Source organism: Citrobacter sp. Cm046, from assembly GCF_030333065.1.
GTDB lineage: Bacteria > Pseudomonadota > Gammaproteobacteria > Enterobacterales > Enterobacteriaceae > Citrobacter > Citrobacter murliniae.
The window spans coordinates 90,485-115,509 of sequence record NZ_JAOWGP010000036.1; the positions used below are offsets into that span (position 1 = coordinate 90,485).

Here is a 25,025-nt window from a genome sequence, read left to right on the forward strand (position 1 = left end):
TCGTTTATAAAACGAGGGACCTGCTATGCCATAAATTTAAGTTGGTGGTAACTATGAATACGAAAAAGGTTTTTCTGCTCAGTTATGATATTTTTCTTTTCTCAGGAATAAAAGCATGGTTGCCAAATCTGGTGTTGGTCGATGCGCGGACATTTATTTCTGGTACGCCGTCAGTTACTCTACAATATCCGTCCTGTTTGCTGGTTATCGATAACCGGTTACCATTATTCCTGGTCAGGAAGTGGTTCCAGAGAAACAGTACACAGTTTATTAATATAAATTGTATTGTTCTTCGGATGAATGAAACCCGTCCTGTTAATCGGGGGTACGAGGAGTATGCCTTTATTAGTGGACGGGAGTTGTCGGATCAATTGATTTCTCAGCTAAGAGCCAATCTAATGGAACCTAATGAGGTTGTGGAAGTCACTAAAGGTTCAACAATGTTTACTTTTCATTTGACCGAATTTGAAGAGGAAATGCTGTATGCATCATTCACAAAAGAAAAGTTGCACGATTTTTGTATTGCTAACTCGCTAACAATTAAGTCAGTGTACCGATATCGGGAAAGAATTACTGCCCGACTAGGATTTTCTCATTTTAATGAGGTTGTCATTTTTTTGACCAGGAATAATTTATTGCATGAAGATTATCCGACAAACAGTCATTCTGCAGAGAATATAATTTACGGCGATGCATATGATGCCTCAGATTCTAGTAGACTGAGTATGGCAATAAGGAATGAAGAAATCATTCCTTATTTTCAACCCATCGTAAATATTAGTGGGGACGTCTGTGGTGTTGAGGTTTTAGCTCGCTGGCCACAGGGTCATAACTATGCCATTTCTCAGCGTGAGTTTATTCCGCTGGCAGAGAAAAGTGGTTTAATTAATGAGCTGACGAGCTATTTAATGACCACCGTTGCGCGTGTACTGGTCGATGGAGGTGAGGGTATCAATAAAACTCTATTCGTCTCATTTAATGTTAGTCCATCTGGTTTAAGCAACCCCGTCTTTTATTGGGAATGCCTTAATTTCATGGAAATAACGCAAAGGCTACCGATTAAATTGATGATTGAAATAACCGAAAACCAGACCCTCACTATCACTCCGGCAATCAAAGAGCTGATACGATCACTGAGAAACAGAGGGGTGCTGTTTGCTTTAGATGATTTTGGGACTGGATACGCTAACCTCTGCTATCTCAATGAGTTAGAACTAGATGTTATAAAAATTGACAAAACGTTCATCAAGGCTATTAAAGAGGTTGAGCAACATATTCCTATGCTCGAGTCAATCATTCACCTTTCCGGACTCTTGGGATTGCGTATGGTCGCGGAGGGCGTTGAATACGGCTATCAGCAGCAGTGGCTGGGAAAAAATAATGTTGATTACCTGCAGGGTTATCAATTTTTACCGCCAGTGACGTTTGATGATTTTATCCGGTATTACAAGCAGTCTGTAAGTATGTTTGAATCAGTGTCTGACTCCACTTTCTCAACGTAGAGCCTTTCGGGAGTGAGAAGGGCATAAGACTTAGTACGTGCGTGTGTTAAAAGCCGTATGGTTATCTACACTATTTTTATTTCCGGAGCATCAGGGGCAAATGCCTCCGGTGCAGTTTTTTTGCAGAGACAGGCACGATAGGTTTTGCCTGTCTGGTTAAGGAGATATCCTGTTGCGAGCGAAGCATCATTTGTTTATTTATCCTAAACGGGTTATTCATAGCTGTGTAAGTGTTAATCGCTAAAGTCCCGAGGTTAGCCCGTAGCCATGCGTAATTTCCTGATAAAATTAAGAGTATGGTTTCCGCCACCGCTGATCTTAGTACTATTCCTCGTCGCGGATGCGTTGACGCTGAGCCAGCGTTTTTCTTTCGGCGCGGTGAATACCGCGTTAAGCGTATTGCTGGCGGTTGTCAGCCTGGCGATGATACTTCATACCGCGTGGCAGATGCGGATGAAACGTACGACGCTCAACCCGCTTCATGCAGAAAAATCGACCACGCTTGTTACCAGCGGATGTTACGCCTGGAGCCGCAACCCGATCTACCTTGGTATGAGTGGACTCCAGTTGGCCTTTGCTCTCTGCGTCGGGAGCATTGCCGGGATACTGGCTGTACCGCTGTTTATGCTGGTAGTTGCCAGATTGCATATCGATTTTGAAGAGGAACAACTGCGAAAACATTTCGGGCTGGAATGGGAACATTATGAACGGCAAGTTCGTCGTTGGTTATAGTAATACCCGGTGATCTCGAATATAGCTATTGCCAACGGGAAAAGCGATGCAAGCGCTCCGCTGTGTCTGTGATGGCGTGTGTGGAAGCACTGACCATATACAAATGGGTAGGCTTTGTGACGACACGATTCGTGCGTAATTGAAACCGGGTGATGCAAAAATAGGCGTTTGATTCGCAAGGCCATTGACGCGTCGCCCGGTTAGTTTTAACCTTCTACCCCGTGCTCACATTCGTGGACATGTCCTTTTCAGGGCCGATATAGCTCAGTTGGTAGAGCAGCGCATTCGTAATGCGAAGGTCGTAGGTTCGACTCCTATTATCGGCACCATTTTAAACTCTTCCCAAGTCTACCGAAATCAACGCAAAGCCCGTATGCTGTGGATTCTGGCCCATATCTATCTGCTGTTATCAACCGGAATCAAGTTATTGTTGGGGGGCATAAGTGGGGGCACTATCGTAGGTTGCATCATTTTAAATGCGTTTAAAATTTTAAATGTATCAGGGAGTTTTTGATTTTTTTATCCTTTTGATTTTTCTATATTTTAAAGGTGACAGTCGATAATTATTTGAAAACACCCTTGTGAACGTCTGTTGAGAGTCAAAACCATACTTAAAAGCGATTTCTATAATCGATTCATTGGTTTCAACAAGATCCCTTGCCGCAAGTCTGAGTTTTTTATCTCTAATATATTTACCAAGACTAACGTCTTTAACCTGCATGAAAACCCGCTGAAGATGCCACTTCGAGTATCCTGCTCGCGTTGCAACATCCTCGATCTTCAGCGGTTTGTGTATGTTTAAATCAATCCATTGGATTATCTCATCGATGATGTCTTCTGTTCTGAACATAAGTTGACGCTCATTATGAAAGGTTTATGACACCATCCTTCTCAGGATATTGATAATTTATTTATAAATTGCTGCAACACCGTGCAAACGATTGTTCCCTGTGATTGACAGAATTTTGAATGATGTTGCACCTTGTTCATCAGCCTTGCGAGAAAGCTCATTCGATAAATCATTAAGTGTATAGGCATTGCTGGTTGAGACTACGCCAATCTTTTGTTTACCATCTGTATGATTAATATGCTGGGCTGCAGATGCAACATTCATTGAAATAAATCCGATGAGGAATGTCGTCACAAATAGTGTTTTCATATTGCGTACCTCTTCTGAGTAAATTTTTTACCAGACCTGAGAACAGAAGGAATTCCTGCTGGTTCTCACAAATAAATATACGGTTCTAAGCTGTCATAAAACTGACAGCCATATGACAAAATTGTCAGGTTTTTAGATGGTTAACTTGTTTTGAATACAGGTTTTTCTGTTGATAATGCACGCAGGTTCTTTACCGCGAGGTGTCCATATCTAAAAAAAGTCACGGGGTGATGGGCCAATTTAATGGTAGTGTTCATGACGAAAAGTAATATTTTTAGGTGCCACGGTAACGCGTATTTTCATGACAAACCTTCTGATAACACAGACTTATTTCTGGTATGAACAGAATATCAATTATCGCTATTGTCAGTAATGAGGCTAAAATGATGGTGCCTGTGAACATCCATCATGGTCCTCTTTGGGGGAATGCTTTAATAAGGAAATAGCCAATGCTTAGAGAAAACTTCAACGAACTGCAAATCTTTCTTGTGGTAGCAAGGGAGAGAAGTTTTACCAAAGCTGCTGGCAAACTTGGTGTTTCTCAGTCAGCACTTAGCCATGCGATAAAAGCGCTGGAGGAAAGGTTAAACATCCGCCTTTTAACCCGAACCACCCGAAGCGTTGCCCCCACAGAAGCAGGTGAGAGAATTATTGCCTGTCTTGAACCGCGTATTGCCGATCTTGAGCAGGAGCTGGAATCGCTCGTGCAACTTAACGGTATTGCCTCCGGCAATATCCGTTTATCCGCCGGGGAACATGCTGCGCGAAGTCTTGTATGGCCGAAGCTAAAACCTTTCCTCAGGGAATACCCGGAAATCAATGTCGAACTGGTTGTTGATAATGGTTTTGTCGATATTGTTGAAGGGCGTTTTGATGCCGGAATTCGTCTGGGCGAGAGCGTGGCTAAAGACATGGTCGCTGTGAGGATCGGACCGGATATGCGGATGGCAGTGGTTGGCGCACCGTCATATTTTGCCGCTAACCCTGCTCCTGAAACACCACACGAATTACAAAATCATCGCTGCATCAATATGCGTCTGCCGACTGCTGGTGGGCTTTACCACTGGGAGTTCGAGAAGGAAGGGAAACCGTTACGGGTCAGAGTTGAAGGGCAGGTGACCTTTAATCTACTGGCAGAAAGGATCGATGCTGTTTTATCTGGTTTTGGTATCGCTTGTGTTCCTGAGGATATGGTTGAGGATTATATAAAGTCAGGAGAACTTATTCTGGTTCTGCAGGAGTGGTGCCCTTCATTCCCCGGTTATTACCTTTATTATCCCAGCCGCAAACAGCATCCACCCGCTTTTGCGCTGATGATAGATGCGCTTCGGTACTCTGAATAGCGGGTCCGTAATTCACGGTGGACCCGCTTAAGTTTTAACGGCCTACACGAGCCTGATGCTCAGGTGAGTAGCGCGCGCCGACGATTTTGATTGTTTCAAGCGCCTGTGTTACCTGAAATAAATCATCCTGCGAAAGAATAAGGTCAGCAGCCCCCAGGTTTTCCTCCAACCGGTGCAGTTTGGTTGTACCCGGAATAGGAACAATCCACGGTTTTTGTGCCAGTAACCATGCCAACGCGATTTGCGCAGACGTTACACCTTTCTCGGCAGCCAGTTCACCCAATAAATAGACCAGCTTTTCATTGGCTTCAATCGCTTGCTCGGCGAAGCGCGGCACGGTGCTGCGGTAATCATCCTTCCCAAAAGTCGTTCCTGACTTAATCGAGCCTGTCAGGAATCCTTTGCCTAATGGGCTGAATGGCACAAAACCAATGCCCAATTCCTCCAGCAACGGCAGGATCTCTTGTTCAGGCTCGCGCCACCACATGGAGTATTCGCTTTGCAGGGCAGTGACAGGATGTACAGCATGCGCACGGCGAATGGTTTGTGCTCCCGCTTCGGACAGACCGAAATGTTTGACCTTCCCTTCTGCTATCAGGTCTTTTACCGTTCCGGCAACATCTTCAATTGGAACATCAGGATCGACACGGTGCTGGTACAGCAAATCAATAACGTCTGTCTTGAGACGGCGTAATGATCCTTCAACAGCTTCACGGATATGCTCTGGACGGCTGTTTAAAATCTGCTGCTTGTTGTCATCTCCAAAGGTAAAACCAAATTTAGTTGCGATAACCACGCGGTCGCGAAAGGGTTTTAAGGCTTCGCCGACAACGTCTTCATTCAGAAATGGACCATACACTTCAGCGGTGTCGAAGAAAGTAACGCCACGTTCAACCGCTGCGCGAATGAGTTCGATAGCCTGACGGGTATCTGTCGCCGGGCCGTAGCCGTGGCTGAGTCCCATGCAACCGAGCCCAAGCGCTGACACTTCTAACCCGGATTTACCCAGATAACGTTTTTGCATTTAATGAATACCTCTTTTATCGCGGCTTAAACATCAAGTTTGCGGCCAGTCAGCCATTCCACCATTGCTGGATCGCGGTGTGAGAAGAATGCGCTGGTTGCGGTGTCAAGGGCGGCAATCTGCAGCATATCCTCAGTAGTGAGTTCAAAATCGAGAATGTTGATGTTCTCTTCCATACGTTCTTTTCGTACTGATTTAGCCAGCGAAACGATGCCTCGCTGGAAGATCCACCGCAGAACAACCTGGCCTACGCTTTTGCCGTACTTATGACCAATCGCCGTTAATACGGGATGCTGGAACAGACCATTTTTACCTTCAGCAAACGGAGCCCAGGCTTCCGGTTGAATCCCACGGCTTTGCATCCAGGCAACGGCATGCAGTTGCTGGTTGAAGGGGTTAACTTCAATCTGGTTTACTGCGGGGACAACGCTGTTGAAGGCGATAAGGTCGGCCAGTCTGTCAGGATGGAAGTTACTGACGCCAATGGCGCGAATTTTGCCTGCCTGTTGCAGTTCTTCCATGGCACGCCAGGCACCATGGACATCACCGTAAGGCTGGTGAATCAGGTACAGGTCAACGTAGTCCAGTTGCAGCCGGTTCAATGAACGCTCAAACTGAGCTTTAGCACCTGCGTAATTGGTATCCTGTAGCCAAAGCTTGGTTGTTACAAAGAGCTCGCTACGAGCGACACCGGTCTGTTTCAGTGCGTTCCCTACCTGGGTTTCATTCTGGTATGAAGCAGCGGTATCGATCAGGCGGTATCCCGTATTGATTGCATCAATAACGGCACGCTCGCATTCGGCGGCATCCGTCATCTGAAACACACCAAAACCCAGCAGGGGCATTTCGATACCATTGTTCAGTTTTACAGTTTGCATGACGTTATCTCTCAGCTGTTGTCCGGGAAAAGCATAACGCAAACTGATTTATTCGATTAGATAGGGTAATTAGCTAGGGTTTATTAGATATGTTCATTAATCTTGTGGATATATGACAATAGGCTTAGTACAGGAGCGGAAGTCACTTCTGTCGATATGTGTTGTTAATGGTGAGTAATTAATGCATCGTGACGAAGTGTTATGATCAAAATGTTCTGTACATAAATTGAAAAAAACGATGGTAAATAAAATACTGGTAAGTGCCTGCCTGATGGGGTTAAAAGTCCGTTATAACGGAAGTGAGAAAGCACAGGTGACGGCTCAACTTGCTCGCTGGCAAGAAGAACAACGTCTGGTAATTCACTGCCCCGAAATGGCTGCCGGGTTGCCTGTGCCGCGCCCACCGGCAGAGATTATTTCTGCTTGCGGCACAGATGTGATGCAAGGGCGAGCCAGCATAATAGAGAACACGGGGCGAGATGTTACGGAACAATATCGACTCGCAGCCTGGCTGGCATTGCGCACGGCACTGGAATCTGGTTGCACCGCTGCGTTGTTAACTGACGGCAGTCCAACATGTGGTGTCGAGTTTATTTATGACGGCTCTTTCAGTGGCCAGCGTAAATCAGGTATGGGAGTTGCGGCATCGCTACTTTCAGAGCATGGTATAAAAGTATTTTCAGATACACAGGTCGTGGAGCTTATTTCCTGGATTAAGGACAGGGATTTTGAGTTAGCGTCCGCTTCCCGCTCTTAACGGGTATCATCCGTCTTAATTCAGACCGCTTTGTGCCAATCTGTGAATGAGAAGATGATCTTGTTCAGTTTGAAAATCCTGATTACTCTGGCGGGGCTAATACTTTTAGTTTAAACGAGGCAAGATTGATTTTTTTCAAAAGTAAAGGCTGTTAAATGTAGGGCTACTCCTCCCATTGAGTCAAACTTATGACGAATTTACCTTACGAAACTTTCCTGGAAGCAGATGGTCCACTGGGCCCCCTTAAAGGCACTTTACTCAGTTCTTCTCCAAATCCTGAGAATATTATTTTGATCGTTCCTGGCTCAGGACCCACTAATCGTGAGGGCAATAATCCGCTTGGCGTCAATGCCGGGACTTACCGACTTCTTGCGGAAGGGTTGGCTAAAAAAGGCAGAGCGGTGTTAAGAATTGATAAACGTGGCATGTTTGGCAGTTTATCAGCAGTTATGGATGCAAACTCGGTGGTCTTGAAAGATTATGTCGACGATATTCGGTCGTGGTTGAACATTCTGAACCGCCGATTCAATACAGAATGTGTTTGGCTCCTTGGACATAGCGAAGGTGGGATAGTTACACTAGCTTCAGCTCAGGAAAATCAGATCTCTGGCATAATCCTGGTCGCAACACCATCACGCCCCCTGAGCGAAGTTTTGCGGCATCAGTTCAAAACAAATCTAGAGGACGCGACTCTTCAAACGCTGGGGGGTAAAGTTATCGATGCGCTTGAACAGGGCCAATATATCGATGTTGAAAATATGCCCCCCGTATTACAAAGTATATTCAATCCTTCAGTTCAGGGATTTCTTATAGACCTTTTTACATACAACCCGAGCCAAATGATAGAGGCTGTAACTAAACCGATATTGATCTTACAAGGAGAACGAGATATTCAGGTGGATAAAAACAACGCAGGAGAACTTGCAGCAGCAAACCCTGGAGCAACGGTTGTAATGTTTCCTGATACAAATCACGTATTAAAGCCGGTTACTTCAGATAACAGGCAAGAAAATATTGCTGCTTATACAAACCCATCACTTCCTCTTGCGCCCGGTATAGTTGATGCCATTTCTCAATTTTTGTCTAAAAATGCAGACAACATTAGCCCTGAATAAGGATATGCAGCCCTGGGAAATTGCACAAGTTTTCAGATTCGAGCGGGTTGGGCGACTACCCACCCCGATATGTATGATTAAACTATGCCTGATGTTATTAGCGCAACGCAGTTTCTCGCTCACAGCAGATAGCCTGATTTGAAAGTCTCACAACTGAGATCAGACTACTTCAAACCAGAGAAAATCTTTATAAATAGGATATTCGTTCTGCGCCTTCATCACTGGAGGCTCAATATTTTCTCGTGCTACTGCAGTTTTTTCTCTTTCAGGAACTGGCTTACTAAATCCGCGATCTGAACATTATTCAGATCAGAAAACGGGAAGTGAGTATTGCCTTTGATCCCTATCTCCGGAAGGTGCGTAACCGTCACATCCCCGCCGTGTTTGTTCACCACGTTGCGCCACTCACGAGCCATTGCCAGGCGTACTCGCCAGCTGTCCTGCGCGGGCATCGCCACGGGTTTATCCGGTATGTTATCGCCGTAAATAATCAGAATCGGGATTTTAGTCAGTGCCATAAACTGTTCCATTGGAACAGGTTCACCTTTCAGCGTGTCGAAAGCACTTGGCATTGGTGCCGGTAATTCTTTCTCCGGAAAAACAAAACTGCTGCCTGGCTCAAAGGCGATAATGGCTTTGACCTTGTCGTTTTTCATCGCGGTATACCAGCCTGGCCCGCCACCCTGAGAGTGGGTGAAGAGGATAGCCGGACCGGATTTATCCACTACTGCGGACATCGCATCAGAAATTACATTGATATCAAACGGCCCTGTATTCGGAGTCATCTGACGGAAATACTGATTCAGTGCCTCTTTGTCGTGAGAGAACTGAACGCCTTTAAAATACTCAGGCCACACGCCAACACGGAACTGATTAAACCACATCTGCTCATCGGGTTTTGGCGTGACAGTACCTTCTACTGTAGAGCGCCCGGCGCTGCCCCGACGCGGTTGATCGACAAGATAAGTAGAGAACCCACGGCGCAGGAATATATTCTGAAACCCTTCGCGACCGTCCGGTGTGCTTTCCCAGGTACGGGAAAACTGACCTGCGCCGTGCAGCATGACAATAGGGTATTTATGCGGATTTTCCGGAATTTGGTAGAAAACAGACGCATGATCACCATGATAAGTTTGACCAGCAGAATCCAGTGGTTTTTTCGCGTTAAATGTACCTGGTGCTGCGATGATAGCGCCGCCAGCAGAAAAGCTTCCTTGTTCCTGAATGATTAATGGCTCTGCATACACCGACTGAACCGCCAGACCACCCGCTATCACGCTGATGGCCAGCGCTTTTAAGATTGTCTTCAAGATTACATCCTCTGTTATGTTTGCAGCTTAATAATATCTGAGTTGGCCCTGGCGATAATTTCGTTCCGATGAATACCCTTATTTGTTCGGTTCATGAATACGAACGATTAGCTACGTATTGTCTCTAACCAGTTGGTTACCATCTCTGTGGTTCTCCGCTCCTGATCGCATTCAATGACCAGCGGTTTTTCCCGGCGCGCGGTTGGGGCAAGTTTTGCAAGGATGCCGTCGCTGTCCCCTTTACCGTAACCGCCGTGGGTGATAAATGGGATGAGTAATTTTCCCTCGAGGTTATGGCTGCTCAGAAAGGTTTGTACTATGGGTGGCACACTGGTGCTCCAGACGGGAAAGCCTAAATACACGGCCTCATAACGTTCGATATCTGCGACGCTATTTTTTAATGCCGGTTTAATTCCCCGGGCCCGTTCATTTTTTGCTTGTTCAACGGTCTGAAAATAGTCTTCCGGATAAGGTTTCTCCGGCTCGATTGTAAACAGATCGGTATTCAGGCTTCGGTGAATGATACCCGCAACCACCCGTGTGTTCCCGCTACGAGAAAAGTACGCTACCAGAATGCGGCTATTACCCCGCACGTTTGCGTTTCCAGTTGCCGCTGAAGCCAGAGAAACGTTCGCCAGTGTGAGCCCGGCAAGCGCTGTAAGTAACATTCTTCGGGTGGAATCATGCTCCATAACTCACTCCTCTGTTTGCTTGCCACCGCCCATTCCAATGCTTCTTCAACGCGAATGGCTGCAACATTTTCGCCATATTCACGCCGAAACTGCGCCAGCGGGTGCAGCATTTGCCGAGAGATTAAAACCAAAGGTCAGCAGTATCGCTGTCCAGGAAGAAAACGTAGAGAAGGGCAGTAACAGTGCGGGGTAAGGTAAATATCGAGTCATGCAAAGCGTCCTTATCAAGGATGGGAAAGATAGCCTGCGATGATTCTAAAGAGTGGGACATGTCTTCAGGCTGACGACCCCCTGACATCTGTGTCAGTTAATCTTATTTCTGGCTCTGTCCCAGGGGGAGCGTGGCTGAATGCGTTATCCGGCTGCATTGCAAACGTGACACCAAATGTATTGATACCGTCCTCACTACGCGCAAAGACGTCCCCCTGGTGCATAATGGCGACGGCACGTACGATTGATAAACCCAGCCCGTGATGGGTATCGCTCCTGGCCCTGGAAGTATCGACGCGATATAAACGTTCAAAAAGCCGATGTAAATGTTCCGGCGCAATGGGAGCACCCGGGTTAGAAACTTCAACGCAGGCGTGATTATTCGTTTCGCTCAACCGAACGGTAACCGTGCTGTTGGATGGCGAATGTCTTGCACTGTTTTCCAGTAAATTTGCAAGTGAACGGTGGAACAGCCGTCGGTCGATATGCGCGGTGACGTCACCTTCAATATCAAGGGAAAGCTGTTTTTCAGCAAAGGAAGGCTCTACATACTCCGCTGTTTTAAGGGTCTCTTGACGCAGGGAAACCTGCATAAGCTGGGAAGCGTGTTCACCCGCGTGAGCATGTGACAAAAAAAGCATGTCGTTTACGATCGACGTCATACGCTCAAGCTCTTCGAGATTCGAACCTAAAAGCTCTTCCAACTCATCATGCGAACGTCGGCGTGACAACCCCAGTTGCGTCTGGCCAATCAGGTTGGTCAGCGGCGTACGAAGTTCATGGGCTACATCAGCGTTAAAACTTTCAAGCTGTCGCCAGGCTACCTGCTGCCGTTCCAGCACCCCGTTAAATGATGAAGCGAGTTGCTGCAATTCTTTTGGTAGTGCTTTGGTATCAAGGCGTTGGCCGTGGTCTCCCGGAGCGAGCTGCTGTGCCTGTTTACTGAGTGCGCCTAGCGGACGTAGGCCGATCCTTGAGACCATATAACCCAGCAGCGCTACAATAAACACCCCCAGAGCGGCAATAATCAGCAGGGTGCGCGTGAATGCATCAAGCGTGCCCATATACGGAGTGGAGTCGATGGCAACCACATAGCGCAACTCAGGTCTTTCGCCGTTGGCGGGGATTGTTTTTACCAACAAATGAAGTGAACATGCCCCTTCGGATGCGCCGGGCATTTTATTAAACCCCTCCCGTAAAGAAGACCACTGGATCCCAGTCGGCGGTGTTCCGCCTACGCTAAAATGTGGGTTATCACTCACTACCCAGTAGCGAACAAGTTCGCCTTCTGAATTGGTTAACATGTTGAATTTACTGGCAAGCGTAGACCAGCCGTCAAGAGAAGTTCGCGCAGTGATCCACGGGCTCATTAATGATTCACGAAACAGTAGCTCGTTGTGTATCTGTTTTTGCAATGAGTCATGCAGCGAGCTTCGTAGTGTTATACCGATAACGGAGAGAATCAGCAGAGCGGATAACGCAAACATCAGTGCCAGATGGACGGATATGGAGCGCTTAAGCATGCTTATCCTCTTCATTTATTCTGGCCTGACTTCGAGAACGTATCCCATACCACGTACGGTATGTAGTAATTTTATGCCGAACGGAGCATCAACTTTGGCCCGCAGACGTTTAATAGCAACTTCAACCACATTGGCATCGCTATCAAAATTCATGTCCCATATCTGCTCAGCAATCATCATCTTTGACAGAATTTCCCCCTGATGACGGGCCAGAAGGCTCAACAGGGAAAACTCTTTCGCGGTCAGTTCCAGTCGCGTTCCTGCACGAAACACACGGCGAGCCAGTAGATCAAGATGCAGATCGTAGATCTGAAGTTGGGTGATGTCGGCTCCATCCGTTGACCGGCGACGTACCAGCGCCTGAATACGCGCCACCAATTCAATGAGTGAGAAGGGCTTAGGAAGATAATCATCAGCACCAAGTCGAAGCCCTTTAACGCGCTCGTCGACCGACCCTCGAGCAGATAACATTAACACGGGGGTCTGTTTACTAGCCCGTACGCCCTCGAGTACCCGGTAGCCATCCATCCCCGGCAACATCACATCAAGAATTATCGCGTCGTAGTCGAACTCCAGCGCGTAATGGAGGCCTTCTGCACCATCTGCTGAGACATCCACCGTAAATCCAGACTCGCCCAGCGCACGGCTGAGGTAGGTAGATGTTTTTTCTTCGTCTTCTACTAAAAGTAACCTCATCCTGTTTCCTCCATTCGCTGTCCGTTCAGCAGCCGCACCCGGGGGATGGTAATTATTCAGCCCCAACAGCTGGCTGACATTTTTCTGACATTTCTGTCAGTTACAGATTCGGTCTTAAGTGACAATGCCAGTCAGTCTGACTGTTTCATAAGCTTGATTAGTGCTTATCCGCGTGTACATCTAAGACTAACGATGTCGGGATGAAAGATAATTACACACATTAAATAGGCGCTATGAACGAAACTCATAAACCGGACAGGGGCATGTAATCGTTATTTTTACCTGAAAGGGATGTTGAATGCTGTGTTTGTAGCGGCATAAATTTACTGTGCCGCTACAATTTCTGCGATAGCAAAAGTCAGATTGCTGATTGCCGCTAGCGAGGTTGCTGCTGGGTAGTGCAGTGAATGCCACCGCCACCTGCCGCGATGCCGTCGATATTGAGTTGAATAATTTCACGTTCAGCAAACAACTCCTGCAAAATATCGCGAGTATTGCGGTCAGTGCGTTTATCGCCAAATTCCGGTGCAATAATCGCACCGTTGCAGACATAGAAATTGATATAACCTGCGGCGAAATCATTGCTTGCGTAGGCTGGACGGATAGCGGAAGGGCCTTCCAGCGTGATCACCTTCAGGCGCCGTCCTTTTGCATCCGTTGCGGCGCGCAAGATTTCCAGATGACGTCTGGTTACAGCGTAATCAAATGAGGACTGATCCTGCTCGAGTCCAGCCACCACCGTACCTGGGTGAGTGAATCTGGCATAAAAGTCCGTATGTCCGTCGGTAATATCTTTCCCGGCAATGCCGGGTAACCAGATGATTTTTTCCAGCCCTAGCAGGTGCTTCAGCTCTCTTTCACACTCGGCTTTGCTGACGCCGGGGTTACGATTCGGGTTAATAACACAGCTCTCGGTGATAATCGCCGTGCCTTCGCCGTCGACCTCAATCCCACCACCTTCCAGCACCAGTGATGAGCGAATAAACGCGGCCTTAGTGTAATCTGTAACGAATTCTGCCACTTCAGCATCTCGAGCGTGCTCTTGCTTATCACCCCAGCCGTTGAAGTTAAACCCAATGCCCCCGAGCTCCCCGCTAGAATTATTGACAAACACTGGTCCGGTGTCGCGGATCCACAGATCGTCAATCGGATGAATCAACAGGTTGACCGTCGACCCGCACAGCCGTGCTGCCAGGTCGCTGTCCTCTTCGCGTACCAGCATATTCACTGGCTCAAATGCGGCGATGGTTTTTGCGATTGTCGCCAGATTTTCCCTAACCACTGGTAGCAGATGAGGTTCCCAGATATTCGCACTGGCGCCAAACGCCATCCAGGTTGCCGCATGAGGTGCGCCTTCATCCGGCATTTGCCATCGGCGGCGTTCTGCAGCACTGGCTAATTTACTGAAGCTGCAGCCCATCATACTGGCGAGTAACATACTCGTTGAAGTTACCAGACTCTGCTTGACGAACGAACGTCTTGTCATCATGGGGAAACCCTTTGTGATTATTCACCCAATATACGGTGAACAGAATAATAATAGATGGTAAATAACACGAGTATATTATTAATAATATAGGTGATATGAAAACCTGAGCGGAATATAACACAGGTGTTATAACTTGCAATTGCTCTGTTTTAATTAATGAGAAAAAATGGATAATATTAAAATTTCTCAACTATATATTTATATATAATTTATATTTATTCGCTGTATTTGTCTTGTCAGTAGAGTAACCGCGCCGTCTGACAGCGGGTTGCTGAGCAGAGTGTGATCTGCCCGAATGTTCCGCAGGTTCCGGGGTGGATTTTCAAATAACTTTTTGCCGGTAGACTATAGTAAAGATGGCCATTATTTCTCATCATGAATAACCATGGGCGGGGACGGAAATGAAGAAGATACTGATGCTGGTCGGAGATTATGTCGAAGATTACGAAACTATGGTTCCTTTTCAGGCGCTAAAAATGTTAGGTCATCAGGTTGACGCTGTCTGTCCAGATAAAAGCCTGGGGGATTATGTTCAGACCGCCATCCATGATTTTGATGGGGCACAGACGTACAGCGAGAAACCAGGGCACCGTTTTACCCTGAATGCGAATTTTACTGATGCGCGGGCAACAGATTATGATGCATTACTGATCCCCGGAGGACGTGCCCCCGAGTATTTACGACTGAACCCTGATGTCATTCAACTGGTGCAAGACTTTAACGCGGCGGGTAAGCCTATTGCCGCCGTATGTCACGGCCCTCAGATTCTGGCTGCAGCAGGGGTGTTAGAAAACCGTACATGCAGCGCCTATCCAGCTTGTGCGCCGGAGATTCGGTTGAGCGGTGGACATTACGCAGATATCGGGATTGACCAGGCATACGTCGATGGCAATCTGGTTACGGCACCTGCATGGCCTGCGCATCCTGAGTGGCTGGCTAAATTTGTCGAAGTATTAACGAAGTAAGAGGCCCGTTGAGTAGAAAATCGGTATAACCTGTTCGGCTATACCGATTGGGGCATCATGATTGTTTATAAATGAGGCACCAATATATGCAGGTGCCTTTTCTCTGGTGAAGGAGCAGAAATCGGAATACGATGAGACAAAAATTACCGAATCGCATTTTGAACAAGTTTTTCGAGTTTTTTTAGTGTGTTAACCGATGCCGTATCAAGACCATGGACTTGTAGACTTTCCATTGGGTGATAGCTTACTAAAACCCGTCCATCTTGCTGCTGGCAAATCAGAACCCGAAACGGTAGATCAAGAGCCAGATCAGGATGTGCAAGCATTAATGGTGTCCCTGCTAAAGGGGTTCCAAAGACAAGCACTGTTGTCGGTGGCATTGTTAACTGGACACTCTGGGCTGCTTTTGCGTGGTCAAATTCACCAAATAACACCAGGTTATTGCGGTTAATTGCGTTTATTAAATGTTCTCTTGTTTGCGGATAGTTATAAGCACTAAAATTTTTTTGCATAGTGTCAGCGTTATTATTTTCAGCATATCCTGTTATTGTTGCAGAGATATATAGAACCAATAATATGAGGCCTTTTTTGATAAAATGTTGCATTATTACCTCCATAAGTCAGAGTGCGAAAAAATTTTTGCAGATACTAACTTTTTCTCTGACTCTCTCTTTTGACGATACACTTTGCTGAGTGCACCATTACGATAAATCCTGCGGCTAGCATTATTGTATCTTTCAGTACTAGTCGGCCGGCACCAGAAAGATAAGGAAACCCTGTATGGGCATCAGCACCATGCACCCACGTTTCTGGCGTAAATATCAGGAATGTTAACGTTACAAAAGGTGTCAGGAACGCCATGGTCGCTCCCCAGAATCCAGCTTTTGGCGAAATGTAATGAGACAGAATGAGCAATGCAAATATTACTTCTATGACGCCTAATCCAGTTGAGTATCCGTAGGTATTGTTTGCATTATGCCAAGCACGATGAGCTTCGACTAATTCGCCTTCATGATTCATAAACTGTGCATAGTTCATGGGATCATTGTAAAAGAATGACATAAATGGGCTGTTAGCAACAAAGGGGACTATGCTGTCTGCCTCATAAGGTATAAATTTCAATAAACCAATCCACATAAATACAATGGCAATGGAAATACGACACAGGTTAACGCCTATGTTTTCTTTTGTTGAAATATATTTGTAGATATCATTGAGCATTGGATTTTCCTTTTGGGTATTAAACACAATCCTTTATATCAGTAGTTCACGAGCAGACCCTGTTCTGACGTCCATGCTTTTTGTTCAGGAGTCTTTTTTATAAATTAACGTACTTGACCTCACATTTTGAATGTGATTTTAATGTTGCAATAAAGTAAATTATAATCGAGAGTGGAAATTGGATATGGCGGCTTGTGTTGATAGATGTCGTTCAAAATGAGGGTAATTAGACTGATAACTTTAAATTCTCGTTATGTAATGAAGAGATTAATGTATTAATTTATTTTATATTTCTTCAGTATCTGCTGTGCTATCTGTACCAATACAAGAGTGTTGGTCTTCACTAACTTACATAATAGATTAATATGGTTTAATATTCTTGGGTGTGAAATCCTGTTTTTGATAAGCTATTGTTTATTATAAGCTCAGTAAAAGTAGTAAATACTATTTTAAGAATTTTCTCTCTGTAATAAATTGTGTATACTCGATCCTGCAAGAAGCTCTTCCGTTATCATTAAAACAATAAATCTGTCCTTAACACCCGTATTGCCTCTACTCTGTATCTCTTCTCAGGGTAGAGGTTTTTTTTTACGTCTATGCAATAAAATATTCACTACACGGGTAAGCATTATTATGGCTAATATGATGATTAGCGACGTAAGTTTATAATGCTGCGATATTTTCTGTGTACAGATATATTAAGGCTCAATAGTACCAGCGCGTTTCTATTTGAAGGTGAATTGTTTTGTTGTGGTCTTATATACAGGGGTATAATAAAGATGGGCTTATAATTTCCTTGTTTTCAGTGTGATAGGTATTTTTAACCATTAAAATAAATGTGACTTTGTTCACGGATTTTAATTCATTAAGTGGGTATTCCTAGATTAGTGCAACAGCGTTGCACTTTGCTTTTGAAAATTTGCTCATTGAAAAATATAAAATGATTTGTTTTGAACATAGCATTTGTTGTCGAAATCCCCACAAATAGGCGCTCAGGGATAGGCACTGTTTTTTACTCTCCGGGTTTATCTGGCTCGCGCTGCATGCAGGTCTCCTCTCGCAGTACCTCGTAAATAATACATTAAAGGATGTCCCACAATGGATATTGTTGAACGCTTTATTAACTACACCAAAATCAATACAACGACTTCAAGGGAAAACGGTGCAAACGGGATAATGCCTTCTTCCCCTGGCCAGATGGTGCTGGCAAAGCTGCTTGCAGCAGAGCTTGAAGCATTAGGAATGGAAAACATCGAGGTTAGAGATACTGCTATCGTGACGGCAACATTGCCCGGGAATACTGACGACAGCGTTCCAGTTGTCTCTTTCTTTGGTCATCTGGATACCAGTGCAGAACAGACCGCGAATACGAATGCACAACGTCTCCCCTACAGTGGCGGCGATTTGTGTCTGAACAAAGAGCTGAATATTTATCTTCGTGAAAGTGAATTCCCTGAACTGAAAAATTATATCGGTGATGACCTTCTCGTGACAGATGGAACCAGTCTTTTGGGAGCGGATGATAAAGCCGCTATCGCGGCTATTATGAATGCGCTGCAGTACCTTGTTGAACATCCAGAAATTAAGCATGGCACTGTGAAAGTCGGTTTTGTGCCTGATGAGGAGCAAGGCTTACGGGGGGCAAAAGCCTTTGATGTTTCGGCATTTGGTGCTGACTTTGGCTATACCCTGGATTGCTGTGGAATTGGTGAGTTTGTTTATGAAAACTGGAATGCAGGCGATGCAGAAATTATCTTTACCGGTCAGTCTGCACACCCTATGTCAGCCAAAGGCAAGCTTAAAAACTCTCTGCTGATGGCCCATAAGTTCATTTCTATGCTCCCAGGAGGAGAAGCGCCTGAATATACGGAAGGGCGTGAAGGTTATTATTGGGTGAAACAACTACAAGGCAACAGTGCCCGCACGGTGCTCAAGCTGGATATTCGTGATTTCAGTGAAGAAGGCTATCAGGCACGGATGGAATTTATTCGGCAACTTGCACAGAGCACCAATATGCTTTGGGGTGAAAATAGCGTGGTCTGCCACTTATCCGATCGCTATGCGAATGTTTTTAATAGTCTGCAGGGCAATGCTCACTACCCCATTGATATTGCTCTACGCGCCTATCAGAAATGTGGTATTACACCGGCACCGGTAGCTATGCGTGGCGGCTATGATGGTGCGGTTCTCTCTCAGAAAGGATTGCCTTGTCCGAATATTTTTACCGGTGCCCATAATTTTCATTCAATTTATGAATACCTGCCGGTACGTTCTCTGCGCGCTGCCAGTGATGTCGTTGTGGCAGTCATTGAGGAAACCTTTGCTGAGTTCGCGGAGCGGAGAACTCAGTCATGATTCAGGTACTTATTGCCCTTTTGGTTATTGTTGTCGTCGCCCGTCTGATCCTGAAAGGTTATCGCGCTGAGCCGGTGTTATTCATTGCGGGTTTGGTGTTGATGATTTGTACCGGATTGAGTGGATGGGGGTCTGTATTGCCGAAAGGGGTTGCCGGTACGGGAATTTCATTTCTCGATCCTTTCGAAGTTATGCGCGATCTTTTCAGTACGCGCGCTGCCGATCTTGGTCTGATGATTATGGCGTTAATGGGATTTGCGCATTACATGGATCATATCGGGGCGAATGAAGCAGTGGTGCGTGTAGTAACGAAACCATTACGGGCGCTGCGGTCGCCATATATTTTACTTTTTTTCTCCTACCTGCTTGCCAGCCTTCTTCAATTGGCCATCCCTTCAGCCACCGGACTCGCGGTGTTACTGATGGGGACGATGTTCCCTATTATGCTGGGATTAGGGCTCTCCGCGGCCTCTGCTGCGGGAGTGATTGCGACCTCGCTTGGTGTGGCGTACACCCCAACAGCGATAGATGCCATCAGGGGATCTAAGGCCGTTAATATGGATGTGGTGGAATATGTTGTCTATCATCAAGGGCCTGCTGCGCTTGCAACCGTTTTGGTCGTGGGGGTCTGTCATTTCTTCTGGCAGCGGCATTGCGATCGTAAAGCGGGGACTTTACCACGGGAAATAGGTACCGCTGAGGTTACCGACTCAGGAAAAGCACCGGCTTTTTATGCGCTGCTCCCCATGCTGCCGATATTGATGGCGGTAGGTTCATCCGCAATGTTTGTCAGTGGCATTAACCTGAACATTATCACCATCGTCCTCATTTCCATGGCTATTTGTATGCTGATTGAGTGGTTACGGACCCGTGATTTAAAGTCAGTATGCGAAGGATTCAGCCACTTTTTGAAAGGAATGGGAACCGCGTTTACCGGTGTGGTCGGTCTGCTGGTTGCTGCGGGGGTATTCGCGCATGGTATTAAGGTCATTGGTGCGATTGATCAGTTAATTCTGATGGCAGAACACGTTGGATTACCACCATTTGCAATGGCGGTTGTGTTTGCACTGGTGACGCTTGCTGCCGCGATCATTATGGGGTCAGGTAATGCGCCTTTCCTGGCGTTTGTTGAGCTTATTCCTCAAATTGCTGCAAGTATGGGGGCTAATGCTGTTGCGATGATCCTGCCTATGCAGCAGGCATCTCATATGGGGCGGGCTATTTCACCTGTATCCGGCGTGGTGATTGCTGTTTCAAGTGGTGCGAAGATCACCCCTTTCGATGTAGTTAAACGTACCGCTGTGCCGTTAATTGTAGGCTTTGTCACGCATACCCTGATTATCGGTATCTTCTATTAATCGCTCCTGCTAAAAGAACCCTTCCGGCTTGTAGAACGCGGAAGGGGGTTTTTGGGGCCAGGACAGGAACCTTAACTCATCATTTTTATGAATAAAGGGAAATTTATATCTTTAATATTATTGATGCCTCTATATTAAATTTCATTTAAAGCCCATCCTGATCATTTTATGACTTCTGTCGTAAAGGTATGCAATAAAATGATTTCATCAGGAGACTTAATGTCTGCGTGAGGGGTGGCTGATCGTTTTCTGAGCGTTGCTGGTGGGATATGTCAGGAAAACTTCCGCTAATGAGCGGTTTTTGAGTTTTTATGATAGTTGGGTCCACAATATTTCGTGGTATTAATTGCCTTTGAGTATTATTAGTTTTCATCTTTATCGTATTCTTCTTATTATTTTTTACCATTTCATAAAAAGATGAAAGGTTAAGAAATGTAATATGTTATTTATGTGGTTTTTTTACATGGAAATAAATTAATCTGGATCATATTTTGGTAGTTTCAATTGTAGTATTTTTTTAAATGGAGTAATACAGGATTTAAATGTAATGATGATTTGTGTAGGTGGGTTTTAAGTGGTAAGTGATTCAGGAAAAGTCAGTCAGTTGAGACATAATTATCAGGATGAGCTTGAAACGTTTACCTGGAGTGCGTTAGTCGCAATAGGCATCGCAATAATGGATAATAGAATTTACTCTAAAATGTCAGAGCATATTTTTATTATGAACTGGTTGGCAATTGCAAAAAAGAGGAAGCTCTTTCCAAAGAGTATCGCTAATGAACTGCAATGGCTGATTGATGAAGGAAAGAAAAAAAGTCTCAATGCACAACTTAAATTTAAAATAGAATACTTATATTCTACATCGAGTAGCGATGTGACAATACAGAATTACTATTTTAAATTTACCCATGCTATTGAAGTGTTGCGAAACAATGGGTGGGAGAGTTTTCTGCTCACCCCAGGGAAGTGGCGTGATCTGGATGATATAATTAAAGTTAGAAACGGCAATTTTATCTTTATGGATGATGCTCGGCTACAAGAATGCTTTGGTATTCAGGGTGAGATCTTAAAGCCATTCTGTGTCCGGGTTTATGGTGATGTTGAGTTCGCTAAATCACTTTTCATCAAAAATAACCTTCCGGTTGAGTTTGTGAAACACACGTCAAATGAGTTTTATTACTTTCAGTTTCTTTTAGATGAATAAGGTTTCACTAACGAATACATACTGAGTATTTTTAGAGCGGAGAATGTCTTTTTATCTGAATATAAAAATATCGACTATAAATCACGAGTAAAGGACCAAGTGATGTTTACGCGAAAGTTAGTGATTACTGATGAATGGGTAAAGTTATCTGATATTCCTGCCAGTGTGTCTATATCCTTTAGGGGGATTATTGAAATATGTGAAAGCACATCGGTCCCGGATGATAATACACCCTTGTTGAGATTTGAGAATGAGATGGCACCGATCGCTGTTGATTCGTTATCCTGGCTAAGGGTTCCACCAGGCAGTCCGGGAAGTGTTATCGTCTATATTCTCTGATTCTGACATCACCTTCGTTTAAATCAATACAAACAGCTCAGGCATTCTTAGCGTCTCAAAGTATTCAAATTAGGTGCCGTTGCTTAATACATAAATGATATTAATGTTCACTTGCTTTAATTTTATTCTTTCAGGTACCAGAAGTATACTGTATGCCGCAGTGTGTATACCTGTGTACTTTACTATATCATAGTGTAAATAGTGGGAAACTTTCTAATAATTAACCATTTTACAGGTTAAGGTATTACGGGCTGAGTCGATAACAATTAAGTCATAGAAGATTTTTTTATTGTTATGGAGATGTTTAAATGTTAAAAAATATGAAGGTTAAAACCAGCCTGTTATTACTATTGTTGTTATTTACATTTATGCAGTTTTTTTCTAATGGACTGGAGTTATTAGATCTCAAAAACACACAGAAAAGTACGCTTTTACTACATAATATAGTAAGAGAGCAGTATTCACTGCATAGTATCACTGGATCTATTAATAAATTAAGGGGCATGCTTGATAATATTCAGTTGCATGATTCTGCTGATGTGCAACAGACATTAAAACAAGCACAGGATGAGATTGCTTATGCAAGACAAGAGTTCAATGTTTTCTGGGAAATACCTGGATTGACGACGGATGATCCGCAGGCAGGAAAAATCATCAAGACTGCCTTTGAACAACAAATGGATTTTGAAAAAAAACATATCGATCAGTTAAATGAAGTTATATCGAGCGGACGTATCGCTGATGCATCAATAAATTTAAATAATGAATTGCTCGCTTCGCGTAAAAATTTTGATAACCAACTGGCTAGCTATTATAAATCAACAATGTTGATCAGTGAGAAGATCGTAGGGCAAACACACTCCCAGTTTAATTCATCAATAATTAAAATATCGGTGATCCTGGCGTTTACGATTTTCATCTTCTTTATTTGTAATATCTGGTTGAACCGCACAATCATCCTACCATTACGAACAGTATCTGAACATTTTTCACGGATTGGTAAAGGCGATCTGAGTCATCCTGTGAAGGTACAGAGTAACAATGAAATTGGTCTGTTATGTTTGAATTTACAAAATATGCAGAATGGCCTTCGGGAGACTGTCACAACGATTCGTGATGGTGTCGAGTCTATTAATATCGGTATGCAGGAGATAGCGACAGGTAATACAGACTTGTCTACCAGAACGGAACAGCAGGCTGCAGCTGTCGTCGAGACGGCTGCCAGTATGGAACAGATATCCGCAACAACAAAGAATAATACCGATAAGTCACACCAGGCATCCGCCATGACGAATGAAAGTACCGAAATGGCATTGCGTGGCGAACGCTTAATGAGTGACATGGTTGAGAAGATCCATCTGATTAGCCGCAATGCGCAGAGCGTAAGCGAAATATCGAATGTTATTGATAGTATTGCTTTTCAGACCAATATCCTCGCACTAAATGCAGCAGTGGAAGCCGCTCGTGCAGGCGAATCAGGTCGTGGATTTGCCGTTGTGGCTAGCGAAGTCAGGACTCTTGCCCAACGCAGCGCTGCTTCAGCAAAGGAAATTACGGACTTAGTTGCCAGAGCGGCAATCAGCGTCAAAGAAGGTGTGGAAATAGCCGAAAACAGTGGTGTCATGATGGCGAATATTGCGGAGGCAATACGTAACATCAATATATTGATGGAAGATATATCCGGAGCTTCAGGCGAACAAAATAGCGGCATAGAGCAAATCCGGGTCGCTGTCACTCAAATGGAGCAGGTAACCCAGCAAAACGCATCATTGGTGGAAGAGATTGCCGCAACGACAGGCAGTGTGGAAGAACAGTCGGCAATGCTATCGCAGGCAGTGGCTGTATTTCAGGTAGAGGTAAATCAAGAAGAGGGCCTCAACGGGAGCGGCAGCATACGTTAGTCGGGAAATGATCATCTCATCAGCTGCTATTCAGTCTGGTGAGATGCTCGGGGTAACGCTCGAAACGATACCTGGCAGGGGACTCATGTTGTAACATTATTGATAATAATTCTCATTATTGTTGTTGTGCCCTGAGGGTAATGGTAATGTTGCACAACGAGTTAATCCCATTTCCTATGCATAAGACAGCATGAACAACACCACCGCCCAAAATGCTTCCGGACGCTTAGCACGAATTTTCTCCGTCAGTGAATTTATGGATTTTGGCGAGCGCTACGGTATTGATTACCGCTTTCCGATGCTGAAGCAAAAAACGGATTTACCGCATTCCTGCGCCGTGCTGCAAGGGGAAGTTGAGGAGATGACACTTCCTTGCGGTATGTGCGTGACCCATTCCGACGTACAGGTGCTGCAACCTTATGAAACAACCTCCCGCCACAGCAGTCCCCTGTATATGCTGGTGGTACTGGAAGGGTGCGTGATACTGACGCTCAACGGGCAGGAGCATGTGGTGCGTTCCGGCATGGCATTTAGCTCCCGGCTGAGTGAACATCAAACGATGAGTGCCCGCCACCATGCTGACTGCAAACTGCGTACGTTATCGCTGGGACTGTATCCCGACGGCGCATGGCGCACAGGATTGCTCGAGTCGTTGATGCGTGAGTGGGAAAGATGCCAGACGCCAACGCTTATCTGGCAGGTTCCGGGCTTTTTGCTTAGCGGATTACAGTATGCGCAGCAGAGTACGCTCGGTAGCGTGCCCCGGCAACTGATGCTGGAAGGACTTATTTTACAGCTGTTCGGTCACGGCCTGAGCGTGTGCCAGATGGAGAGCGGTAAATATCAGCCTGCCAATGGTGAACAACAACGGCTGGAGATCGTTCGTCGTCTGCTGGGACAGACGCCGGAGAATGACTACACGCTAAACGATCTGGCCCAGCGAGCGGCGATGAGTCCCAGCAGTTTGCGCAGTAAATTTCGGGCAGCCTACGGCTGTTCGGTTTTTGACTATTTGCGCGATTGTCGTCTGGAACGTGCGCGCGGCTATTTGCTGGAAGGGTACAGCGTTCAGCAGGCGGCATGGATGTCGGGTTATCAGCACGCCACTAACTTTTCTACCGCCTTTCGTCGTCGCTATGGTTTTCCGCCTGGCGATGTACTCAAACTTTGCTAATCCATTTTTCTGCTTTGTGCGAAGTCGAGACTAACATTTTGGCACTGCGCATACGCAACCTGGCATCCGGCATAGCTA

Annotated in this window: 23 protein-coding genes, 1 tRNA gene and 1 pseudogene; 13 read left to right on the forward strand and 12 right to left on the reverse strand. The window is 45.4% G+C overall.

Going from position 1 to position 25,025, the window contains the following annotated elements:
- Window positions 1–53 precede the first annotated feature (53 nt).
- The 3 genes from OGX98_RS07110 (at window position 54) to OGX98_RS07120 (ending at window position 2,563) form a co-directional block, all read left to right on the forward strand.
- Complete coding sequence (locus tag OGX98_RS07110; RefSeq protein WP_200013305.1) at window positions 54–1,502, forward strand: EAL domain-containing protein; 1,449 nt, start codon at window positions 54–56, stop codon at window positions 1,500–1,502.
- Between the two features lie 267 nt (window positions 1,503–1,769).
- Complete coding sequence (locus OGX98_RS07115; protein ID WP_225760507.1) at window positions 1,770–2,234, forward strand: methyltransferase family protein; 465 nt, start codon at window positions 1,770–1,772, stop codon at window positions 2,232–2,234.
- A 253-nt stretch (window positions 2,235–2,487) separates the two neighbouring features.
- Window positions 2,488–2,563: transfer RNA gene (locus tag OGX98_RS07120), tRNA-Thr, on the forward strand.
- Between the two features lie 170 nt (window positions 2,564–2,733).
- On the opposite strand, the gene OGX98_RS07125 is transcribed toward OGX98_RS07120, so the two are convergent.
- Together OGX98_RS07125 and OGX98_RS07130 are read right to left on the reverse strand one after the other, a co-directional pair.
- Entirely contained in the window at window positions 2,734–3,084 is a 351-nt protein-coding gene (locus OGX98_RS07125; protein WP_048221996.1) for a helix-turn-helix domain-containing protein, read from the reverse strand.
- A 57-nt stretch (window positions 3,085–3,141) separates the two neighbouring features.
- Window positions 3,142–3,393, reverse strand: coding sequence for a YdgH/BhsA/McbA family protein (locus OGX98_RS07130; protein WP_045440279.1), 252 nt, complete (start codon window positions 3,391–3,393; stop codon window positions 3,142–3,144).
- Window positions 3,394–3,842: 449 nt separating this feature from the next.
- On the opposite strand from OGX98_RS07130, the gene OGX98_RS07135 reads away from it, so the two are divergent.
- Window positions 3,843–4,736, forward strand: a complete 894-nt coding sequence (locus OGX98_RS07135; RefSeq protein ID WP_045440282.1) for a LysR family transcriptional regulator — start codon at window positions 3,843–3,845, stop codon at window positions 4,734–4,736.
- 34 nt (window positions 4,737–4,770) lie between these two features.
- Here the strand turns inward: OGX98_RS07135 and OGX98_RS07140 are convergent, their stop codons facing one another.
- Together OGX98_RS07140 and OGX98_RS07145 are read right to left on the reverse strand one after the other, a co-directional pair.
- On the reverse strand, window positions 4,771–5,760 hold the full coding sequence (locus OGX98_RS07140; RefSeq protein ID WP_045440284.1) for an aldo/keto reductase: 990 nt from the start codon (window positions 5,758–5,760) through the stop codon (window positions 4,771–4,773).
- Window positions 5,761–5,786: 26 nt separating this feature from the next.
- A complete protein-coding gene (locus OGX98_RS07145) occupies window positions 5,787–6,638 on the reverse strand; it encodes an aldo/keto reductase (protein WP_286595042.1) in 852 nt (283 codons plus the stop codon).
- A 238-nt stretch (window positions 6,639–6,876) separates the two neighbouring features.
- Between OGX98_RS07145 and OGX98_RS07150 the strand changes: the two genes are divergently transcribed.
- The 3 genes and pseudogenes from OGX98_RS07150 (at window position 6,877) to OGX98_RS07155 (ending at window position 8,510) form a co-directional block, all read left to right on the forward strand.
- Window positions 6,877–7,395 (forward strand): 2-thiouracil desulfurase family protein, encoded by a 519-nt coding sequence (locus OGX98_RS07150; protein ID WP_045440287.1) that lies wholly within the window; start codon window positions 6,877–6,879, stop codon window positions 7,393–7,395.
- A 62-nt stretch (window positions 7,396–7,457) separates the two neighbouring features.
- Window positions 7,458–7,550, forward strand: a pseudogene (locus OGX98_RS23975) (hypothetical protein); the annotation flags it as partial.
- 33 nt (window positions 7,551–7,583) lie between these two features.
- On the forward strand, window positions 7,584–8,510 hold the full coding sequence (locus tag OGX98_RS07155) for an alpha/beta hydrolase (RefSeq protein ID WP_286595043.1): 927 nt from the start codon (window positions 7,584–7,586) through the stop codon (window positions 8,508–8,510).
- Between the two features lie 245 nt (window positions 8,511–8,755).
- On the opposite strand, the gene OGX98_RS07160 is transcribed toward OGX98_RS07155, so the two are convergent.
- The 6 genes from OGX98_RS07160 to OGX98_RS07185 form a co-directional block, all read right to left on the reverse strand.
- Window positions 8,756–9,820 carry an alpha/beta hydrolase gene (locus tag OGX98_RS07160; RefSeq protein WP_048221992.1) on the reverse strand — a complete coding sequence of 355 codons (1,065 nt, stop codon included), beginning with the start codon at window positions 9,818–9,820 and terminating at the stop codon, window positions 8,756–8,758.
- Between the two features lie 107 nt (window positions 9,821–9,927).
- Window positions 9,928–10,512, reverse strand: coding sequence for a flavodoxin (locus OGX98_RS07165; protein ID WP_045440295.1), 585 nt, complete (start codon window positions 10,510–10,512; stop codon window positions 9,928–9,930).
- Between the two features lie 78 nt (window positions 10,513–10,590).
- The gene (locus OGX98_RS07170; protein ID WP_255642487.1) at window positions 10,591–10,722 is read right to left on the reverse strand and encodes a hypothetical protein; all 132 of its coding nucleotides are present in this window, start codon (window positions 10,720–10,722) and stop codon (window positions 10,591–10,593) included.
- A 65-nt stretch (window positions 10,723–10,787) separates the two neighbouring features.
- Complete coding sequence (locus tag OGX98_RS07175; RefSeq protein ID WP_045440298.1) at window positions 10,788–12,245, reverse strand: heavy metal sensor histidine kinase; 1,458 nt, start codon at window positions 12,243–12,245, stop codon at window positions 10,788–10,790.
- A 15-nt stretch (window positions 12,246–12,260) separates the two neighbouring features.
- A complete protein-coding gene (locus OGX98_RS07180; protein WP_045440301.1) occupies window positions 12,261–12,941 on the reverse strand; it encodes a heavy metal response regulator transcription factor in 681 nt (226 codons plus the stop codon).
- 376 nt (window positions 12,942–13,317) lie between these two features.
- Window positions 13,318–14,430, reverse strand: coding sequence for an agmatine deiminase family protein (locus tag OGX98_RS07185; RefSeq protein ID WP_286595047.1), 1,113 nt, complete (start codon window positions 14,428–14,430; stop codon window positions 13,318–13,320).
- A 401-nt stretch (window positions 14,431–14,831) separates the two neighbouring features.
- On the opposite strand from OGX98_RS07185, the gene OGX98_RS07190 reads away from it, so the two are divergent.
- A complete protein-coding gene (locus OGX98_RS07190) occupies window positions 14,832–15,395 on the forward strand; it encodes a DJ-1/PfpI family protein (RefSeq protein ID WP_045440307.1) in 564 nt (187 codons plus the stop codon).
- 143 nt (window positions 15,396–15,538) lie between these two features.
- Here OGX98_RS07190 and OGX98_RS07195 read toward each other — a convergent pair whose 3' ends face one another.
- Both OGX98_RS07195 and rclC read right to left on the reverse strand, forming a co-directional pair.
- Entirely contained in the window at window positions 15,539–16,000 is a 462-nt protein-coding gene (locus OGX98_RS07195; RefSeq protein WP_286595048.1) for a DUF302 domain-containing protein, read from the reverse strand.
- Between the two features lie 43 nt (window positions 16,001–16,043).
- On the reverse strand, window positions 16,044–16,604 hold the full coding sequence (gene rclC, locus OGX98_RS07200; RefSeq protein ID WP_404842376.1) for a reactive chlorine resistance membrane protein RclC: 561 nt from the start codon (window positions 16,602–16,604) through the stop codon (window positions 16,044–16,046).
- A gap of 1,110 nt (window positions 16,605–17,714) precedes the next feature.
- On the opposite strand from rclC, the gene pepT reads away from it, so the two are divergent.
- From pepT to OGX98_RS07225, 5 genes are all read left to right on the forward strand, one after another.
- The gene (pepT, locus tag OGX98_RS07205) at window positions 17,715–18,971 is read left to right on the forward strand and encodes a peptidase T (RefSeq protein ID WP_045440314.1); all 1,257 of its coding nucleotides are present in this window, start codon (window positions 17,715–17,717) and stop codon (window positions 18,969–18,971) included.
- On the forward strand, window positions 18,968–20,329 hold the full coding sequence (gene dcuC, locus OGX98_RS07210; RefSeq protein WP_286595049.1) for a C4-dicarboxylate transporter DcuC: 1,362 nt from the start codon (window positions 18,968–18,970) through the stop codon (window positions 20,327–20,329). Before pepT ends, dcuC begins: the two co-directional genes overlap by 4 nt.
- 574 nt (window positions 20,330–20,903) lie before the next feature.
- Window positions 20,904–21,533 (forward strand): DUF2913 family protein, encoded by a 630-nt coding sequence (locus tag OGX98_RS07215; RefSeq protein WP_286595050.1) that lies wholly within the window; start codon window positions 20,904–20,906, stop codon window positions 21,531–21,533.
- A gap of 647 nt (window positions 21,534–22,180) precedes the next feature.
- The gene (locus OGX98_RS07220; protein WP_286595051.1) at window positions 22,181–23,773 is read left to right on the forward strand and encodes a methyl-accepting chemotaxis protein; all 1,593 of its coding nucleotides are present in this window, start codon (window positions 22,181–22,183) and stop codon (window positions 23,771–23,773) included.
- A gap of 190 nt (window positions 23,774–23,963) precedes the next feature.
- On the forward strand, window positions 23,964–24,947 hold the full coding sequence (locus OGX98_RS07225) for a helix-turn-helix transcriptional regulator (RefSeq protein ID WP_286595052.1): 984 nt from the start codon (window positions 23,964–23,966) through the stop codon (window positions 24,945–24,947).
- The last annotated feature ends 78 nt before the right edge of the window (window positions 24,948–25,025 follow it).

What these genes read in the sequence shown, in the direction of transcription:
- OGX98_RS07110 (WP_200013305.1), top strand. Translation starts at nt 54, where the DNA reads ATGAATACGAAAAAGGTTTTTCTGCTCAGTTATGATATTTTTCTTTTC.
- OGX98_RS07115 (WP_225760507.1), top strand. Translation starts at nt 1,770, where the DNA reads ATGCGTAATTTCCTGATAAAATTAAGAGTATGGTTTCCGCCACCGCTG.
- OGX98_RS07125 (WP_048221996.1), bottom strand. Translation starts at nt 3,084, where the DNA reads ATGTTCAGAACAGAAGACATCATCGATGAGATAATCCAATGGATTGAT.
- OGX98_RS07130 (WP_045440279.1), bottom strand. Translation starts at nt 3,393, where the DNA reads ATGAAAACACTATTTGTGACGACATTCCTCATCGGATTTATTTCAATG.
- OGX98_RS07135 (WP_045440282.1), top strand. Translation starts at nt 3,843, where the DNA reads ATGCTTAGAGAAAACTTCAACGAACTGCAAATCTTTCTTGTGGTAGCA.
- OGX98_RS07140 (WP_045440284.1), bottom strand. Translation starts at nt 5,760, where the DNA reads ATGCAAAAACGTTATCTGGGTAAATCCGGGTTAGAAGTGTCAGCGCTT.
- OGX98_RS07145 (WP_286595042.1), bottom strand. Translation starts at nt 6,638, where the DNA reads ATGCAAACTGTAAAACTGAACAATGGTATCGAAATGCCCCTGCTGGGT.
- OGX98_RS07150 (WP_045440287.1), top strand. Translation starts at nt 6,877, where the DNA reads ATGGTAAATAAAATACTGGTAAGTGCCTGCCTGATGGGGTTAAAAGTC.
- OGX98_RS07155 (WP_286595043.1), top strand. Translation starts at nt 7,584, where the DNA reads ATGACGAATTTACCTTACGAAACTTTCCTGGAAGCAGATGGTCCACTG.
- OGX98_RS07165 (WP_045440295.1), bottom strand. Translation starts at nt 10,512, where the DNA reads ATGGAGCATGATTCCACCCGAAGAATGTTACTTACAGCGCTTGCCGGG.
- OGX98_RS07170 (WP_255642487.1), bottom strand. Translation starts at nt 10,722, where the DNA reads ATGACTCGATATTTACCTTACCCCGCACTGTTACTGCCCTTCTCTACG.
- OGX98_RS07175 (WP_045440298.1), bottom strand. Translation starts at nt 12,245, where the DNA reads ATGCTTAAGCGCTCCATATCCGTCCATCTGGCACTGATGTTTGCGTTA.
- OGX98_RS07180 (WP_045440301.1), bottom strand. Translation starts at nt 12,941, where the DNA reads ATGAGGTTACTTTTAGTAGAAGACGAAGAAAAAACATCTACCTACCTC.
- OGX98_RS07185 (WP_286595047.1), bottom strand. Translation starts at nt 14,430, where the DNA reads ATGATGACAAGACGTTCGTTCGTCAAGCAGAGTCTGGTAACTTCAACG.
- OGX98_RS07190 (WP_045440307.1), top strand. Translation starts at nt 14,832, where the DNA reads ATGAAGAAGATACTGATGCTGGTCGGAGATTATGTCGAAGATTACGAA.
- OGX98_RS07195 (WP_286595048.1), bottom strand. Translation starts at nt 16,000, where the DNA reads ATGCAACATTTTATCAAAAAAGGCCTCATATTATTGGTTCTATATATC.
- pepT (WP_045440314.1), top strand. Translation starts at nt 17,715, where the DNA reads ATGGATATTGTTGAACGCTTTATTAACTACACCAAAATCAATACAACG.
- dcuC (WP_286595049.1), top strand. Translation starts at nt 18,968, where the DNA reads ATGATTCAGGTACTTATTGCCCTTTTGGTTATTGTTGTCGTCGCCCGT.
- OGX98_RS07220 (WP_286595051.1), top strand. Translation starts at nt 22,181, where the DNA reads ATGTTAAAAAATATGAAGGTTAAAACCAGCCTGTTATTACTATTGTTG.
- OGX98_RS07225 (WP_286595052.1), top strand. Translation starts at nt 23,964, where the DNA reads ATGAACAACACCACCGCCCAAAATGCTTCCGGACGCTTAGCACGAATT.